Origin of the sequence: Mesorhizobium sp. CA14 (assembly GCF_020165195.1) — a bacterium.
Taxonomy (GTDB): domain Bacteria; phylum Pseudomonadota; class Alphaproteobacteria; order Rhizobiales; family Rhizobiaceae; genus Mesorhizobium.
Genome location: NZ_JAIUHR010000008.1, coordinates 24,934 through 39,742, shown reverse-complemented (window position 1 = coordinate 39,742; position 14,809 = coordinate 24,934). Strand labels below are relative to the sequence as shown.

16 protein-coding genes are annotated in these 14,809 nt (G+C 63.3%); 4 read left to right on the top strand and 12 right to left on the bottom strand.

All coding sequences use genetic code 11. From position 1 onward, the window contains the following. Nucleotides 1–13: 13 nt before the first annotated feature. The gene (gene chpT, locus LB565_RS11525) at nucleotides 14–643 is read right to left on the bottom strand and encodes a histidine phosphotransferase ChpT (RefSeq protein WP_224583952.1); all 630 of its coding nucleotides are present in this window, start codon (nucleotides 641–643) and stop codon (nucleotides 14–16) included. 381 nt (nucleotides 644–1,024) lie between these two features. On the opposite strand from chpT, the gene LB565_RS11520 reads away from it, so the two are divergent. Together LB565_RS11520 and LB565_RS11515 are read left to right on the top strand one after the other, a co-directional pair. After that, a complete protein-coding gene (locus LB565_RS11520; protein WP_224514585.1) occupies nucleotides 1,025–1,561 on the top strand; it encodes a DUF1134 domain-containing protein in 537 nt (178 codons plus the stop codon). Between the two features lie 134 nt (nucleotides 1,562–1,695). Continuing rightward, nucleotides 1,696–2,838 (top strand): hypothetical protein, encoded by a 1,143-nt coding sequence (locus tag LB565_RS11515; RefSeq protein WP_224583951.1) that lies wholly within the window; start codon nucleotides 1,696–1,698, stop codon nucleotides 2,836–2,838. Between the two features lie 40 nt (nucleotides 2,839–2,878). Here the strand turns inward: LB565_RS11515 and LB565_RS11510 are convergent, their stop codons facing one another. From LB565_RS11510 to LB565_RS11485, 6 genes are all read right to left on the bottom strand, one after another. After that, complete coding sequence (locus tag LB565_RS11510) at nucleotides 2,879–3,676, bottom strand: TrmH family RNA methyltransferase (protein ID WP_224583949.1); 798 nt, start codon at nucleotides 3,674–3,676, stop codon at nucleotides 2,879–2,881. Nucleotides 3,677–3,728: 52 nt separating this feature from the next. Further along, nucleotides 3,729–4,067 (bottom strand): ArsR/SmtB family transcription factor, encoded by a 339-nt coding sequence (locus tag LB565_RS11505; RefSeq protein ID WP_224583947.1) that lies wholly within the window; start codon nucleotides 4,065–4,067, stop codon nucleotides 3,729–3,731. Between the two features lie 158 nt (nucleotides 4,068–4,225). After that, nucleotides 4,226–4,996 carry a HugZ family protein gene (locus tag LB565_RS11500; protein ID WP_224583945.1) on the bottom strand — a complete coding sequence of 257 codons (771 nt, stop codon included), beginning with the start codon at nucleotides 4,994–4,996 and terminating at the stop codon, nucleotides 4,226–4,228. A 36-nt stretch (nucleotides 4,997–5,032) separates the two neighbouring features. Then, nucleotides 5,033–6,220: a CaiB/BaiF CoA transferase family protein gene (locus tag LB565_RS11495; RefSeq protein WP_224583943.1), complete on the bottom strand. Its 1,188-nt coding sequence runs from the start codon at nucleotides 6,218–6,220 to the stop codon at nucleotides 5,033–5,035. A gap of 5 nt (nucleotides 6,221–6,225) precedes the next feature. Beyond that, nucleotides 6,226–6,987, bottom strand: coding sequence for a 3-hydroxyacyl-CoA dehydrogenase (locus tag LB565_RS11490; protein WP_224583941.1), 762 nt, complete (start codon nucleotides 6,985–6,987; stop codon nucleotides 6,226–6,228). Between the two features lie 27 nt (nucleotides 6,988–7,014). Further along, a complete protein-coding gene (locus LB565_RS11485; RefSeq protein ID WP_224583939.1) occupies nucleotides 7,015–7,620 on the bottom strand; it encodes a GNAT family N-acetyltransferase in 606 nt (201 codons plus the stop codon). Nucleotides 7,621–7,926: 306 nt separating this feature from the next. Here LB565_RS11485 and LB565_RS11480 point away from each other — a divergent pair, with 306 nt between their 5' ends. Continuing rightward, entirely contained in the window at nucleotides 7,927–8,913 is a 987-nt protein-coding gene (locus LB565_RS11480; protein WP_224583937.1) for a glutathione S-transferase family protein, read from the top strand. 6 nt (nucleotides 8,914–8,919) lie between these two features. Here the strand turns inward: LB565_RS11480 and LB565_RS11475 are convergent, their stop codons facing one another. Next, on the bottom strand, nucleotides 8,920–9,402 hold the full coding sequence (locus tag LB565_RS11475) for an ABZJ_00895 family protein (RefSeq protein ID WP_224583935.1): 483 nt from the start codon (nucleotides 9,400–9,402) through the stop codon (nucleotides 8,920–8,922). A 65-nt stretch (nucleotides 9,403–9,467) separates the two neighbouring features. Continuing rightward, nucleotides 9,468–9,971: an NUDIX domain-containing protein gene (locus LB565_RS11470; RefSeq protein ID WP_224583933.1), complete on the bottom strand. Its 504-nt coding sequence runs from the start codon at nucleotides 9,969–9,971 to the stop codon at nucleotides 9,468–9,470. A 170-nt stretch (nucleotides 9,972–10,141) separates the two neighbouring features. Between LB565_RS11470 and LB565_RS11465 the strand changes: the two genes are divergently transcribed. After that, nucleotides 10,142–11,077, top strand: coding sequence for a metallophosphoesterase family protein (locus tag LB565_RS11465; protein ID WP_224583931.1), 936 nt, complete (start codon nucleotides 10,142–10,144; stop codon nucleotides 11,075–11,077). Here the strand turns inward: LB565_RS11465 and LB565_RS11460 are convergent. The 3 genes from LB565_RS11460 to LB565_RS11450 all read right to left on the bottom strand — a co-directional run bounded on the left by LB565_RS11460 (nucleotide 11,067) and on the right by LB565_RS11450 (nucleotide 14,634). Further along, the gene (locus LB565_RS11460; protein ID WP_224583929.1) at nucleotides 11,067–11,684 is read right to left on the bottom strand and encodes a hypothetical protein; all 618 of its coding nucleotides are present in this window, start codon (nucleotides 11,682–11,684) and stop codon (nucleotides 11,067–11,069) included. The two genes, LB565_RS11465 and LB565_RS11460, sit on opposite strands and share 11 nt — an antisense overlap. Before the next feature lie 157 nt (nucleotides 11,685–11,841). Beyond that, nucleotides 11,842–12,645, bottom strand: a complete 804-nt coding sequence (locus tag LB565_RS11455; RefSeq protein ID WP_224583924.1) for an alpha/beta fold hydrolase — start codon at nucleotides 12,643–12,645, stop codon at nucleotides 11,842–11,844. A gap of 207 nt (nucleotides 12,646–12,852) precedes the next feature. After that, the gene (locus LB565_RS11450) at nucleotides 12,853–14,634 is read right to left on the bottom strand and encodes a tetratricopeptide repeat protein (RefSeq protein WP_224583923.1); all 1,782 of its coding nucleotides are present in this window, start codon (nucleotides 14,632–14,634) and stop codon (nucleotides 12,853–12,855) included. Nucleotides 14,635–14,809 lie beyond the last annotated feature (175 nt).

Below are 14,809 nucleotides of genomic sequence, written 5' to 3'. Positions count from 1 at the left end.
ATTTCGGCTTTTCTTATGCAGCCGTCAGCACGATCTCGTCGGCTGTCGCGTGGATCGAGATCGTCATATTGGCCTCACGCGCCAGAAGCAGCGTGTAGTAAGGCTGGACCGAATGGGCGTCGATCGGCTCCTCCGGCTTGTGGCCGGAATGCAGTTCGAGGAATTTCGGCGGCACGCGCAGCATCGGGCCGCTGGCCGATAGCGAAAAACGCGGCTCGGTTTCGAGACTCTCCAGCGTGATCACCAGTTTGCCGCCGCGCGGTATGGCCGCGTTGGCGACGAGAATGAGGTTGAGCAGCAGCTTGACCTTGTTCTTGGGCAGGAGTGCCCGGGGCCCGTTCCAAACCAGTTCCGGCTTTTCGTTCTTCAAGAAAGCAATGGCCACGGCCTCGGCATCGCCGGTGTCGATCATCATGCCGGCGGAGCCCGCGGCGCCGAAGGCAATGCGGGCGAACTGCAGCCGCGCCGAGGCGTTTTTGGCGCTCTGGCGAATGAGCTTCATGGCGTCTTCGTCGGCGCCGCCCTCGTCGAGCAGTTCGAGGCCGTTGTTGATTGCGCCCACCGGCGAAATGATGTCGTGGCAGACGCGGCTGCAAAGCAGCGCCGCGAGATCAGGCGCGGAAAGGGTGAAAAGCTCGGCCATCGGCGAAATCCCTGCTTAAGTCACTTGTTCATGGCCGAGCGACCGTTTCGCGCCTGCCCACACGAATCACGCTCTTTTCCAAGGCTTTCTGAATACACAGGGCCCGAGCGCGCATCAACAAATCCAAAATTGTCGAGGGCGAAAATGGTGTATTCGCGGGGGAAACACGCCGCCGAGGCGCAAGCGCAGCCTTCGAACCGCCATCTTCGTGTGGGAGCTTAATGGTTGAAAAAGGATTACGGCATAATTTGCGTGGGATAGCCACCCTGAACGGCCGGCAAGAGCCGCAGGGGTGCGAGGCGTCGGCGAAAGTGCTCCCTGACGGAGATTGGAAGCATGTTTTCCCGATACTACGACCGGACGTTCGTCCGCGTCCTCACCATGACCATCACACTCCTTGCGGCTTTGGTCCTTTCGACCTCAGCGTCGCGGGCTCAGCAGTACACCGCTCAGGAAATCGTCGATTCCGGTCATAAATTCTTCGGCGAGACGTCCGGCGGCCTGGCCACCGTCGTCGAGAAGATCTTTGCCTCCTACGGCCTGCCCAATGGCTACCTGCTCGGCGAGGAAGGATCCGGCGCCCTGATCGGTGGCCTGACCTATGGCGAGGGGACGCTCTACACCAAGAACGCCGGCGACCATAAGGTGTTCTGGCAAGGTCCTTCGCTCGGCTGGGATTTCGGCGGCGAGGGCTCCCGGGTGATGATGCTCGTCTACAACCTCGACGACATCAGCAGCCTCTATAACCGCTTCGGCGGCGTTGCCGGCTCCGCCTATGTCATCGCCGGCGTCGGCTTCAACGTGCTGCAGAGCAACCGGGTGCTGCTCGTGCCGATCCGCACCGGCGTCGGAGCTCGTCTCGGGGTCAATCTCGGCTATCTGAAGCTCACCGAAAGGCCGACCTGGAACCCGTTCTGATCGGATTGCGCTCGCGACAACCGCTCGGACTGTGCTGATCGCGCCGCGGCAAGCTCTTGCCGCGGCGTTGAATTTCCGCCATGCCAAGATGGCACAATCCTGCGATTGCCGCTCCGTAAAGTGGATAGCACGCCTTGGTCCAGTCGGTCCTGTTCTTCGTACTCGGTTTCCTTTGCGCCGTTTTTCTCGTGACGCTGGTCGCGCCGGCGGTCTGGCGGCGGGCCGTTGTCCTGACGCGCAGGCGCATCGAGGCTTCATTGCCGCTGACACAAGCCGAGATCCAGGCGGACAAGGACCGGGTCCGCGCGGAATATGCCATGACGACGCGCCGACTGGAGATAATCGTCAAGAATCTGCAGGAGAAGGTGGCCGAGCAACTGGTCGAGATTGGTCGCGGGCGCGAGGCCTTGAAGGGGCTCGCGGTCGAACAGAAGGACAAGATCCAGGCGCTCTCCGATCTGCAGGCCAAAAATGCGGAGCTCAGGCAGCGCGAGGAGGATCTGCACCGCCTGTCGGAAAAGCTCGCACAGGCGGAGCGGGCTTTGGAGAAGCGCACGCTGGAGCTGCAAAAGCTCGAGCAGATGTATGACGACGCCAGTTTCTCGTCCTCCAACCGCCAGATCGAGCTGGTCGCGCGCGAATCCGAACTGGAAAAGCTCGCCAGCGACATCGCGTTGCTCAAAGGCCAGCGCAAGGAGGCGGATCGGCGCAACCAGGAAATCGCGTCGGAAAGCAAGGCTGCGCGCGAAGCGTTGAAAGTCGAGAAGAAGAAAACGGCCGAGCTCGAGAAGAAGGTGGAGCGGCTGCTCGCCACGCTTGCCGACCGCGAGGAAAAGCTCGACCGGCGCGAGAAGGACCTCGCTCGAATGCGCGAACGTTCGAAGGAGACGGCTGCGGCAAACGGCGTCGCGCGGCTGGCTGCCGGCTCGGATGCGAAAAGTGACGATGTCGACAAGGCAATCGCCAAGCTCGAGGGCGACCGGGAACGGCTGGAGACAAGGCTGACGGCGCTGGCGCGTGAAAACAAGCGGCTGAAAATCGATCTTGCCGCCTCGGGGACGGCAATGCCGGAATCGGCGGGCGATGCACGTTCCGGCGCCGGCCTTCGCGAACAGATGAACGAACTGGCGGCCGAGGTCGTCAATCTGACGATGAAGCTCGATGGGCCGGATTCGCCCATCGCCAAGGCACTGGCGGGCGAGGAGCAGCAAACTGGCCGCGGCGTCAGCCTTGCCGACCGCGTGAGGGCTTTGCAGAAGGCCGGCTCGTCCAGCTGATGAAGACGATTGCAGGGCCCCGGGTCGTTTCTGCGGACTGCTAACGGTCGGAAAAATGATGCAGGGCGATCGCCGAGGCTGCCGCGACGTTGAGGCTGTCGAAACCTTCCGCCATACCGATCCGAAGCGTGTGCAGCCTGGCAAGCAGGTCTTGCGGCAGGCCTTCGCCTTCGGTGCCGAGATAGAGCGCCAGCCTGGCCGAATGTTGCGCGGCCCGGATGTCGGTGGTGCCGCCCGGCGATAGCGCGAACTGGCTGAAGCCAAGCCGATCGAGCGTCGCGGTGAGGGTCGCGGTATCGCCGAAGAAGGCGAAGGGAACCTTCAGCGCCGCGCCGACCGAAACACGGATTGCCTTGCGGTAGAGCGGATCGCAGCAGGTCCGGTCGAGCAGCACCGCGTCCGCGCCGAAAGCCGCTGCATTGCGGAAGATCGCCCCCATATTGTCGTGATTAGATATGCCGACCAGGACGACGGCCAACGCCCGCCGGGGCAAGGTTTCCACCAGAATTTCGGCGGGCGCCGGCGCGCCTCGCATGCCGATCGCCAGGATGCCGCGGTGCATGTGGAAGCCGGCGATCCGGTCCATGACGTCACCGGCGGCGAAATAGACCGGAAAATCCGGCGGCGCCTTGCGCAAGATCCCCTGGACGCCAGCCAATCTGTTTTGGAGGATGAGGGCAGACTCGGCGGCGAAGCGTCCCGTCGACAACAGGAGGTCGAGCACCACCTTGCCTTCGGCGACGAAACGGCCCTGCCGGCCGACGAGATCGCGCTCGCGGATGTCAAGATAAGCGGCGACGCGCAGGTCCTGGGGATCGTCGATAGGGATGAGGTTCATGCATGCCTCGCCGAAGAGTGGTCGGCGAGGTATGAGCGACTGGAACCGCGGGTCAAGCCCCGGCGCGGCGCAACCGGTAGGCCATCTGGGAAAGATCGCCTTCGCCGAAAATGCTTTCCAGCATGCGCAGCAATTCGCGCACCGCTTCGGACTTGCAGGAATAGTAGATCATCTGGCGGTCGCGCCGGGTCTCGACGAGATCGAGTGCCCTCAGCTTGGCGAGATGCTGCGACAGAGCGGACTGGCTGAGCTGCACCTTCTCGGCGATGGCGCCGACCGACATTTCGCCATCCATCAGATAGGCCACGATCAGGAGGCGCTTTTCGTTGCCCATGAGAGTGAGAAACGCGGCTGCCGATTCCGCATTGGCGATAAGCTTATTTGAGATCATAGATCCCCCAAGGGTCCTGGCTCATCCTGGCGCCAGGGGGCAATGGCGCCTGATTCCACAATGTTCAGATGTCGACGGGCGCTTCTGAATCAGCGCCATAACAAAGGTAGATCATTTCGTTTAAATCTCAAGCGTTGCTTTCGCCGGCTTGCGATCAACTATCGCTCTTGCTCCGCCGCGCGTCCCGCCTTGGCCATCTCGACCAGCACGGAACGCAATTCGCGCGCGGTCTGCAAAGGCTGGGGAAAGAAGATCCGGCAGGTCGCATCCGGAGCGGCGAGATCCATGCCGTCGGGATCGAAGCCGGTGGCGATCCAGCCGTCACCTTCGGCACGACCGAAATGGCGGGCATAAAGGGCAAGCGCGTCGCGATGGTCGGCATTCATGTGATCGAGTGCCGCCTGCTCGCTGCCGGCGAACTCCTCGACAAGTGCGGCGTCGTTGATGAAATCATCGCGGTCGAGAAGAAAGGCCTTGCCGAAGCCGCCGTTCAGGCTGGCGCTCTCCGGCTCGAGCCGGAAGAAGGAGAAGTCGCCGAGCCCGGCATAGAGCTTCGCTTTCGGATTGCGGTTGAGGTAGCGCCTTTCGGCTCGGATCTGACCGGCCGATCCCCGCTCCAGCCGCAGGGCACGGCACGCCAGGCTGATGCGCGGATGCGCCAGCGGATCGCCCTTGCCGGGCTCGCCGAGCAGCAGCGAACAGCGCGGATCGGCGAGCAATGCCCCGGTGTGCGCGGAGAGCATCGAGATCAGGATCAGCGGCGCGCCATCGATGTCGGTGGCGATGCCAACCCTGCTCGCCAACGGCGCGCCGGTGCCAGGCTCGATCGCCGCGAGCGCGCCGAACCGCGCCGAGCGGATCAGGGTTTTCGCCAGCCTGATCGCCTCGGCGTCGGTCTCGCGGATGACATCCTTCTTCGGTTCGGTCACAAGCTCACCCGAGATAAGTTGATTTCTGTTCTCCGGTTATCGGCCGATTACATCCGCCTTTGCAAGGGCTCCGACTTCCTCTTCGCTCAAGCCGAAACGGGTCAATATGCCCTCGAGCTGGCGATCGGCGGCCGCCGGCGCCGCGGCAAGCGTCTGCGGCTTTTGCGAGAAACGCGGCGCGGGAGCCGGACGCTCGAGTCCACCCGACGTCACGAAGCTTTGCCTGGCGCGATTGTGCGGATGGTTCCTGGCTTCGACCAGGGACAGCACGGGCGCCACGCAGGCATCGGTCGCGGCGAAAAGCGCGGCCCAGTCGTCGCGCGTTCTTTCCCTGACCCGGCCGGCAATGGCGGCGCGCATCGCGGGCCACGACGATTTGTCGTACTGGCTGCGGACAAAATGACTGTCGAGCGGCAGCAGCCTCGCGAATTCGGCGAAGAAGCGCGGCTCGAGGCAACCGACGGCAATGTGCCTTGCGTCAGCCGTCTCATAAGTATCGCAGAACGGCGCACCGGAATCGAGCAGGTTCTCGCCGCGCCGGTCGCTCCAGAGACCCGCCGCCATGTAGGCGTGGATCGGCGCGGCGAGCATCGAGGCTCCCTCGATCATCGAGGCATCGATCACCTGACCCTTGCCGGTCAGGGAACGCTGGAAAAGGGCGGCGAGCACACCTGCGATCAGCATCATGGCGCCGCCGCCTTGATCGGCGACGAGGTTGAGCGGCGGCACCGGCGGCGTGTCCTGCCTGCCGACCGCATGCAAGAGGCCTGCATAGGCGAGATAGTTGATGTCATGCCCGGCTTGCCCGGACAGCGGTCCGTTCTGGCCGAAACCGGTCAGGCGGCCATAGATCAGCGCGGGATTGCGCTGGAGAACGACATCCGGCCCGAGGCCGAGCCGTTCCATCACGCCGGGGCGGAAGCCTTCGACGAGGATGTCGGCCTTTGCCGCAAGGCGCAGCAGCAGTTCCGCGCCCGCCAGACGCTTCAGGTCGAGCTTGAGGATGGAACGGCCGTGGCGGTCGAGATCGTATTCTTCCGGCAGGCTCAGAAGCGGCTGGCTGGCATCGGCGCGTTCGATGCGAAGCACCCAGGCGCCCATCTCGGACAGCATCAGGGCGGCAAACGGCACCGGACCAAGCCCGGCCATCTCGATCACTTTCAGGCCGGCGAGCGGGCCGGTCTTTTCGGCAGAGGCACCGGCGCTTGTCGGCGAGCCAGCCATCCCGCTTATTTCGGCGCCATGCGGATGGCGCCGTCGAGGCGGATGGTCTCGCCGTTCAGCATCTGGTTGTCGACGATGTGGAGGGCAAGCGCCGCATATTCCGACGGCTCGCCGAGCCGGGGCGGGAAGGGGACGGAGGCGCCGAGCGAATCCTGCACTTCCTGCGGCATGCCGGCCATCATCGGTGTCTTGAAGATGCCGGGCGCGATGGTGCAGACGCGGATGCCGGACCGCGCCAGGTCGCGCGCCACAGGCAGCGTCATGCCGACGACGCCGCCCTTGGACGCCGCGTAGGCGGCCTGGCCGATCTGGCCGTCATAGGCGGCGACGGAGGCGGTGTTGACGATGACGCCGCGCTCGCCGCCGGCGAGCGGTTCGAGCTTCGCCGCCCGGTCGGCGACAAGGCGGATCATGTTGAAGGTGCCGATCAGGTTGATCTCGATCACCTTGCGATACTGGTCGAGCGGATGCGGTCCGTCCTTGCCGATCGTCTTCACGCCGATGGCAATGCCGGCGCAATTGACCAGGATGCGCGGCTGCCCAAGCTTTTCAGCCACTTCGGCGATCGCGGCTGTCGCGCTGTCGCCGCTGCCGACATCGCATTGGACGGCAACGCCGCCGATCTCGGCTGCAACTTTCGCCGCGCGCTCGATGCCCACGTCGAGGATGGCGACGCGGGCGCCTCTGGCCGCCAAGGCGCGCGCCGTCGCCTCGCCAAGGCCCGACCCGCCGCCGGTGACGATCGCGATTTGGCCGTTCGGGTTCATGAAGGCCTCCCAGAATTCCCGATTATGCTACGAAGCGCGCAAAGGAGGCGCAACCGCAATAGGCGGGTCGATCGACGGCTGCACACTCGCGGTCGAACGCGACACGGCCGGGGCAAATTCCGCGACCCTTGCCGTGTTGGCGTGACAGACATCGCCGGCAAAGCGGGCGACCGCGCCTGGCTTGATCTCGTGATATAGTAGCCGGTCGAGATCGACCGGGCGCGGCATGGTGATCTGTCCGCGCGGAAAGCGCTTGAACCCAAGCGGTCCATAATATGGTTCGTCACCAACCAGAATGACGGCAGGCGCACCGGCCTTCCTGGCCGCCTCTAGCGCGATCGCGACCAGCTTGCGGCCGATGCCGAGATTCTTGAAGACGGGGCGCACCGCAAGCGGGCCGAGCATCATGGCGCGACCGGCGCCCGCGGCCACGCGCGTCATGCGCACCGAAGCGATCACCGTATCGTCCTTGACGGCGACAAAGGACATCGAGCGGTCGTGCCCGCCGGCCTCACGGATCTTGTAGGCGGCAAGCACGAAACGACCGGGGCCGAAGGCCTCGTCGTTGATGGCTTCGATTTCGGCATCATGCGCCGGGGTTTCCGGCAGGTATTTCACGTCGGCAAGGTTCATGGTCTTTGCGTTCCGGTATGCGAGGAAGGTTTGCTGCAAGCGGCAGCGTTCGCCAGTTAGCGCTTCTTAAGCGCGGGCGCCCTTTCGTCGTCGGTCGAACCGGATCGAGGCAAAGTCGAACATGGGCGCCTCCGCTAGCACCAATTTTGTGTCGCTGCAATCGGTGCCTTTGCCTTTCTTTGCCCAGTTGACGAAAGGGTTCGTCATTTAACGAACTGGTTCGTCGTTTGACGAACTGTTCAGTGCCCGAAGGCTTCGCCAGCCCGGTTATTGATCTAGATATGTGTGAGCACAGGGAGATTTTCGATGGGATTGCTGATCGAAGGCAAATGGCGGGATAGCGCGCCCAACACCGACAGCGGTGGGCGGTTCGTGCGGACGGAGTCGCAATGGCGCGACTGGATCACGCGCGACGGCAGGCCGGCAGAAGGGCGAAAGCGCGGCTTCAAGGCGGAACCCGGCCGCTATCATCTCTATGTGTCGCTCGCCTGTCCGTGGGCACACCGCACGCTGATCTTCCGCGCTCTGAAGAAGCTGGAAGGCATCATCTCCGTTTCCGTTGTGCACCATTTCATGGGCGAAAACGGCTGGACCTTCAAAGCCGAGGACGGCGCCACCGGGGACACGCTCTACGGCCTCGATTTCCTGCACCAGATCTATGCCAAGGCCGATCCGGCCTATTCAGGCCGTGTGACGGTGCCGGTTCTGTGGGACAAGCGACAAAAGACGATCGTCAACAACGAGTCTTCCGAGATCATCCGCATGCTCAATTCCGCCTTCGACGAATGGGGCGATGCGCGTCTCGACTTCTACCCGGCAGCGGGGCGCGCGGAGATCGACAAGATCAATGCGCTGGTCTATCCGGCGATCAACAACGGCGTCTATCGCGCCGGATTCGCCACGACGCAGAAAGCCTATGAGGAAGCGTTCGGCGAATTGTTCGCGGCGCTCGATGCGATCGAAGAGCGGCTTTCGAAGCAGCGCTATCTGGCCGGCGAACACATCACCGAGGCGGACTGGCGGCTGTTCACGACGCTGGTGCGTTTCGATCCCGTCTATGTCGGCCACTTCAAATGCAATTTGCGCCGCATCGCCGATTATCCGAACCTGTCGAACTACCTGCGCGATCTCTATCAGGTGCCCGGCGTCTCTGGCACAGTCAACCTGCATCACATCAAGGCGCATTATTACGGCAGCCACGGATCGATCAACCCGACGGGGATCATTCCGGCAGGGCCGGAACTCGATTATGCCGCGCCGCATGACCGGAACAGGTTCAGGAAGGCGGCGTGACCCGATCTAACGGAAAGCCTCGGTATCGCTGCGGGCTCGCCTGGCAAGTTCGACTTTCAGCAGAGTTTTGCCAAATCGGCTTGAATACCAGGCGGCATTCAAGCCAAACGTCAACAGGAAAGCGAACAGAACGCTTCCAACCCACACGGCCGAGGGAACGCCGCTCAGGTCATGCTGTTTCGCTTCTCCTAGGATGGCCAACCAACCCAGCGGCGCCGAAATCAAAAAGGCTGCCAGGGTTGAGAGCAGAACTATCGTCCAATATTCCCTGCGAATGAACAATCGGCCGTTTCTTCTTATGAACTTATGGAGCGCGAAATTGGCCGATCCGAAACTTATCGCAAATCCGGCGGCCTTGCCGATTACCTCTGAAAACGCTGGGACAGCGACGACCAATATACCAAGTGCGATCGTCAACGCCACCATCGTTAAAGCATAGTATCCAACATAAGGCCAGACGCTTATGGAAGTCTCATCGCTGTTGCTCACTGCTTGCCCCAATCCCCACGTTTACTGAAGTAGAGCATAAAGTTTTTGCAAACAAGAAAGCAAGCCTACCAAAACTCTGATACAGGCTGGCTCTCAAAAATCTCCGCGATCCGTCGAAGTGTCGCCGGGGTCGCGCCTTCCGGCAACCGGTCGATCGGGAAGAAACCCGTTTCGGCGATCTCGTGGTCCGGCAGTTTCGGCGCCGTCTGGCGGAAGGCTTCGATCAGATAAAGGCCGACATGGTCGCGCTTGCTGGGGCGGCGGTTGAAATGCATCGACTTCAACACCGGCGGAGCGGTCAGAGCGATGTTGCCTTCCTCGGCCAGCTCGCGCACCAGCGCTTCCTCAAGCGTCTCGCCGACCTCGACGCCGCCGCCGGGGAGCTGCCAGCCTGGAACATAGGTATGGCGGATCAGGAAGACGGAGTTGGAGGCGCGGTCATAAACCAGCCCGCGGACGCCGAGCGTCATCGGGCGGCGCAGCAGGAAGTAAAAATGGAATAGCCTTGCCCGCAACCCCGGCCAGCCGGTCTGGCGGAATGCCTCTTCCGGATCGGCTCGGCGAATCATCCGACGGTCCCCAAGCATATGTCCATGGGTTGCCCCACGGATATCTGCTTGGCTTTCCTTGTTTTTCGCAGGTTCTGGCCGCAAAACCGTGAGGCACTTTTGCGGAACCTGCTTGGGCGAACAGCAAAGGGTGAGTGGAAAGCCTCGCCGGCGTCGCTTAAGAATGGGCCATGTTCAGGCTCGCGCATATTTCCGATGCTCATCTGGGACCGCTGCCCGATGTAACCTATCGCGACCTCGCCTCCAAGCGCGTGCTGGGCTATGTCAACTGGCAGCGCAACCGACGCCGCCATATGCATGACGCGGTGATCGACACCATCGTCGCCGACATCAAGGCCGGCGCGCCGGACCATCTCGCCGTCACCGGCGACCTCGTCAACCTGGCGCTCGACGGCGAGATCGAGATGGCCAAGCACTGGCTGGAGACGCTTGGATCGCCGCATGATGTTTCCGTGGTCCCCGGCAATCACGACGCCTATGTGCCGGGCGCCTTCGACAAGGTCTGCCGGTCGTGGGCTCCCTGGATGACGGGCGACGGCGTCAACAGTCCGGTCGACCGCAATTCCTTTCCGTATCTGCGCGTGCGCGGCAATGTCGCGCTGATCGGCGTCACCACGGCGCGCGCCACCGCGCCCTTCATGGCCAATGGCTTCTTCATGGAGGGGCAGGCCGAGCGGCTCGGCAGGATTCTCGACGATGCGGCGAAACAAGGGCTGTTCCGCGCCATCATGATCCACCACCCTCCGGTGCGCGGCGCCGTCCAGCAACATAAGCGGCTGTTCGGCATCGCTCGTTTTCACAAGGTCGTTCGCAGGCATGGCGCGGAGCTCGTCCTGCACGGCCATTCGCATCTGCCGTCCTTGTTCACCATCGGCGCACGCGGCGCCAAAGTGCCCGTGGTCGGGGTTGCCGCCGCGGGCCAGGCGCCGGGCGGCAAGCATCCGGCCGCTCAGTACAATCTGTTCGAGATCGACGGCGAAAAAGGTGCTTGGCGCGTACGCTTGACGCGGCGCGGCCTGACCGGGCCGGCACTGCCGCCTTCGGATCTGCAAACGACGGATCTCGACGTGCCGGGCGTGAAGGACCGCGAACTCGTCAGAAGCTGATCTTCATGTGCACGATGCGATCCCAGAACATGGCCAGCGAAACCGCCAGGCCGACAAGGGCACCGGCGGCTATCAGGCCGAGGCCGGCGAAGAAGGTCGTCCAGCCACTGAGGCGGCTTTCGGATTGAATGGGCGGCTCCGCCTCCCGGACCACGGGACGATGCAGGCCGGGAACAGCACTCTCCACGCCGCCCTCCATCATGTGCTGCCGCTCGACGACACGTTCCGCCACGTAGCGCGTCACCGCATCGGCGACGGCTTTCATCTCGGTCGTCTCGGCCAGCACCACACGGCCGACGCGCGTATCCTTGAGGAAGCGGTAGGTGCGGCGGTCGCGCCCCATGGCGACGTGGCTCACCGCATCGATCCATAACCGGGGCTGCAGGCCAGACGAGACGGCGAAGTCGAAGCTGTCCATGTCGGCCGGGACATCGGCAAAGACCGGGGCAAGCTCGGTTGCCAGCAGGTCGAGCCGCATGCGATGCGCCTCGCGCATGTCGACGACCACGTCATCGCGGTCGGCGAAGGCGTTTTTGACGTCGCGTATGGCATCCGAGAGCTTTCGCGACGGCTCCATCGGGGTGATTTTGTCGCCTGCATCCTTCATGGCGGCTGTCTCGCTGTTGGTTAACAGCGAATTAACACAGTCGCCGGAAAAATGCACTGCCGACGATGAGCGGCGCGGCCGCCCCGGTCCGCATAAAGCGCGTTACGGATGCGTCGAGGTTGGCCGGGAGAGCCGATCCCGGCAAGGTACTCAGCAATCAACTCGCCGCGGCGCCCAGCGGTGGACGCAACCGTCTGCGCCGCCGTCGCGTGTTGCGACGCACGATTTCGGCAACCAGGTCCGGGGCTTCCTCGATCAGCATATGACCTGCGTCAAGGACATGGTGCAGATGGAAATGCGACGGGAGCGCCTCGGCCTGCTCGACGGGCAGCAGCGGATCCTCCGCTCCCCAAACGACCATCACCGGCATGTCGAGGGTATCCAACTGGGCGCGTGGGATGACCCCTTGCCGGTCATCCGTGGTCATCGCCGCCGCCATATCGATCAGGGTCTGCAACTGGCCCGGCCGCTTGCGCATCCGGCATAGTGCATCCACCACATGGTCGGGCGGCACGCTGCGCGGACCCGACATGGCGGCAAGGCTGGCGCGGACTTCTCTCCTGCCGGCCGCGGCAGCATAGCGGCGCAGCAAGTCTGCGTTGATTTCCGGGCCGAAGCCGCCGGGCGCCAACAGAGTGAGCGATGCAACCCTGTCGGGATCGGCAAGTGCCATCAATGTCGCGATCGCGCCGCCCATGGAATGACCAACGAGATGGACCTTGCCCAACCGGCGCCCGGCCAGATCGGCGAGAATGGCTCGCGCGGCCGGCTTGGCGCCGCCCATGCCTTCGCATTCCAGGGAATGTCCGTGGCCCGGCAGATCATAGGCCAAGACTCTCGCCTGCGCCGCCAGCGGGGTCGCGACGTCACGCCAGATCTCACCACAGGCTCCGAAGCCGTGCAGAAGGACGATCGTCCTCGGACCAGCGCCACATTCGACGGCATAAGGGAATGGAAGCATGAAAAATGGAGCGGTAACCAAGACAGGCAGCTACTTCAAATTGTGGCTGAATTGCTCCCGAACCAGACCGATGGCCAGTAAAATTTTCGCGACTGCGGCGTCCCGTCAGCGCCCGGCGCGCAAGCATGACTGAATATTTGGCGGATCACAGCATCATACTTCCGCGCTCCAGCGATCATGTGGCCCAAATGCTCACCAAGAGCTGGATTAGCTCGGGTTGCCGATCCCGGCGGCGCGCAAGGACTGGACCAGCCGGTCGGTGAGATCGGCGGGGTATTTGCGGTCGACGAATGTCGCGCGCGGGTTGGCGACAAAGTTCGGGAATTCGGCGGTGAGTTCGTTGGCAAGCTCGCCCGCCAGCTTCTCGCGCCCGGAAATCCTCGCGCCGATCAGGCGCGCGGCCAGATAATGCGACTTGGATGACGTCGTGCGCAGTGACTCGCTGGCGATCGCGGCCTTCTTCATATCGCCCTGCATGAAGGCTCCGATGAACAGGCCATAATCCCACCAGGTCGGATGGCCGCTGAAGGTTTCGACCGCGTGGCCCAGGATCGGCGTTCCCTCATCATATTTGCCGGCGAAGATCAGCCCGTAGCCATAGGCGGCGGCCATGCCGAGATCATACGGGTTGAGTTCGTAAGCCTTGCGCATCAAGCGGATCGCTTCGTCCGCGTTGCCGAGGCGCGAGTTGAGGTAGCCGAAGGCGCGATGCGCGTGCGGGCTCATCGGCCCCATCTGGACGGCGCGATGGGCAAGCGACATGGCCTTTTCGAGCGTCGCTTGCGGTGGATAGGCATAGTGCGCGGTGACGGCTTCCACATGAAGCGCGGCCAGCTCCGCGTAAACAAGTGACGATTTGGTGCCGTCGCTGACCAGCTTCTCCAGGCAGCGATATGCAATTTCGTGCGTCTGGGCGCTCATGTCGAGATAATAGCGGTCGTCAAGCACCAGACACCCGATCTGGCTGGTCCGAATGTCGCTCTGGTCAATGTAGCTGTAGATCGCGCCCGAAGCGGGAACGGTCGAGGTGAGAAGGCTGGCGATGTTGCTTTCAACCGCGCCAGGGGCGCTTTCGGCCGATGTCAGGTTGCGCGACAGGAGGACCCGCCCGGTCGCGACGCTCTGCAATTCCACCGTGACGTCGCCGGCAGCGGGCCCCGGAACAATTTCGAAAACGAAACTGATCGGATCGGCGGACCGATCGCGGGTCGAATCCGCATCGCGCCCGATAAAATCGATGGTGTCGAAACCGGCAAGCCCGGCGCGCAGCGACGATGCGACGCGAGCCGCTTCCGCTCCATCGGCTTTCACCGCAATGTAGATCAGCGGCAGGGCGTCGAATGTCGGCTGGGCAGCGATGCTCGCCGTGCCTGCCGTTTCAACCGTGTCGCCGCCGTCAAGGAAGGCATTGCCTTGACGTACTATAAGCACGCCGAGCATGACAATGACGAGGACCATGGCAGCCCAGAAGAAGCGCAGTTGGCGGGTGAGCGAGTGCGCAGGTGCCGCCGGCGCCATCAGCGCTGCAGGTTCGCTCGGCGCGGAGGTGTCCAGGTGCCCGGTCGCGGCCGGAGCGGCTTCGGCCAAAGCGTCGGGCCGCTGCGCGATGTTGCCGGAGTCGGACCTGGCGTCGCCAGGCAGCCGGATCGCGTTCAGCTCATAGGAAGGGACATAGCCGCCGCGCGGGATCGCGATGCGCACTGGCTCGGCGACGCCTTCATTGGCGAAATACTGCTCCAGAAGTTCGCGCAGACGTCCGGCCTGGACCCTGACCACGGCATCGGTGGAGGCATCGAAATCGCCGTCCTTGCCAAAGACGTCCATGGCGATCGAAACGCCTTTCAGCCTGTCGGCCTCGCCGGCCTGCTCGCGTTCGACCAGATAGCGTAAAAGCCTGCGGGCACGCTCGGATCGTCCGAACGTTTCGCTGGCAAGCAGTCGCTCCAATGTCTCGCGCACTGCGGGGGCGGCAGGCGGGGCATGCTCCAAGTGTCGAACCTTTCGAAGTCGGCACAGGTTAGGGCGCGATAATATAGCGCTCGCGCCGGCGCACAAGGATGCTTGTATTATGCGATCGCGTAAGCCACCGGAAATTCCTCCGGCGGTTAACGAATGGCAGGTTCGCGTGCGCGTATGCAGCGTGGCGCAATTGGAATGCGCCACG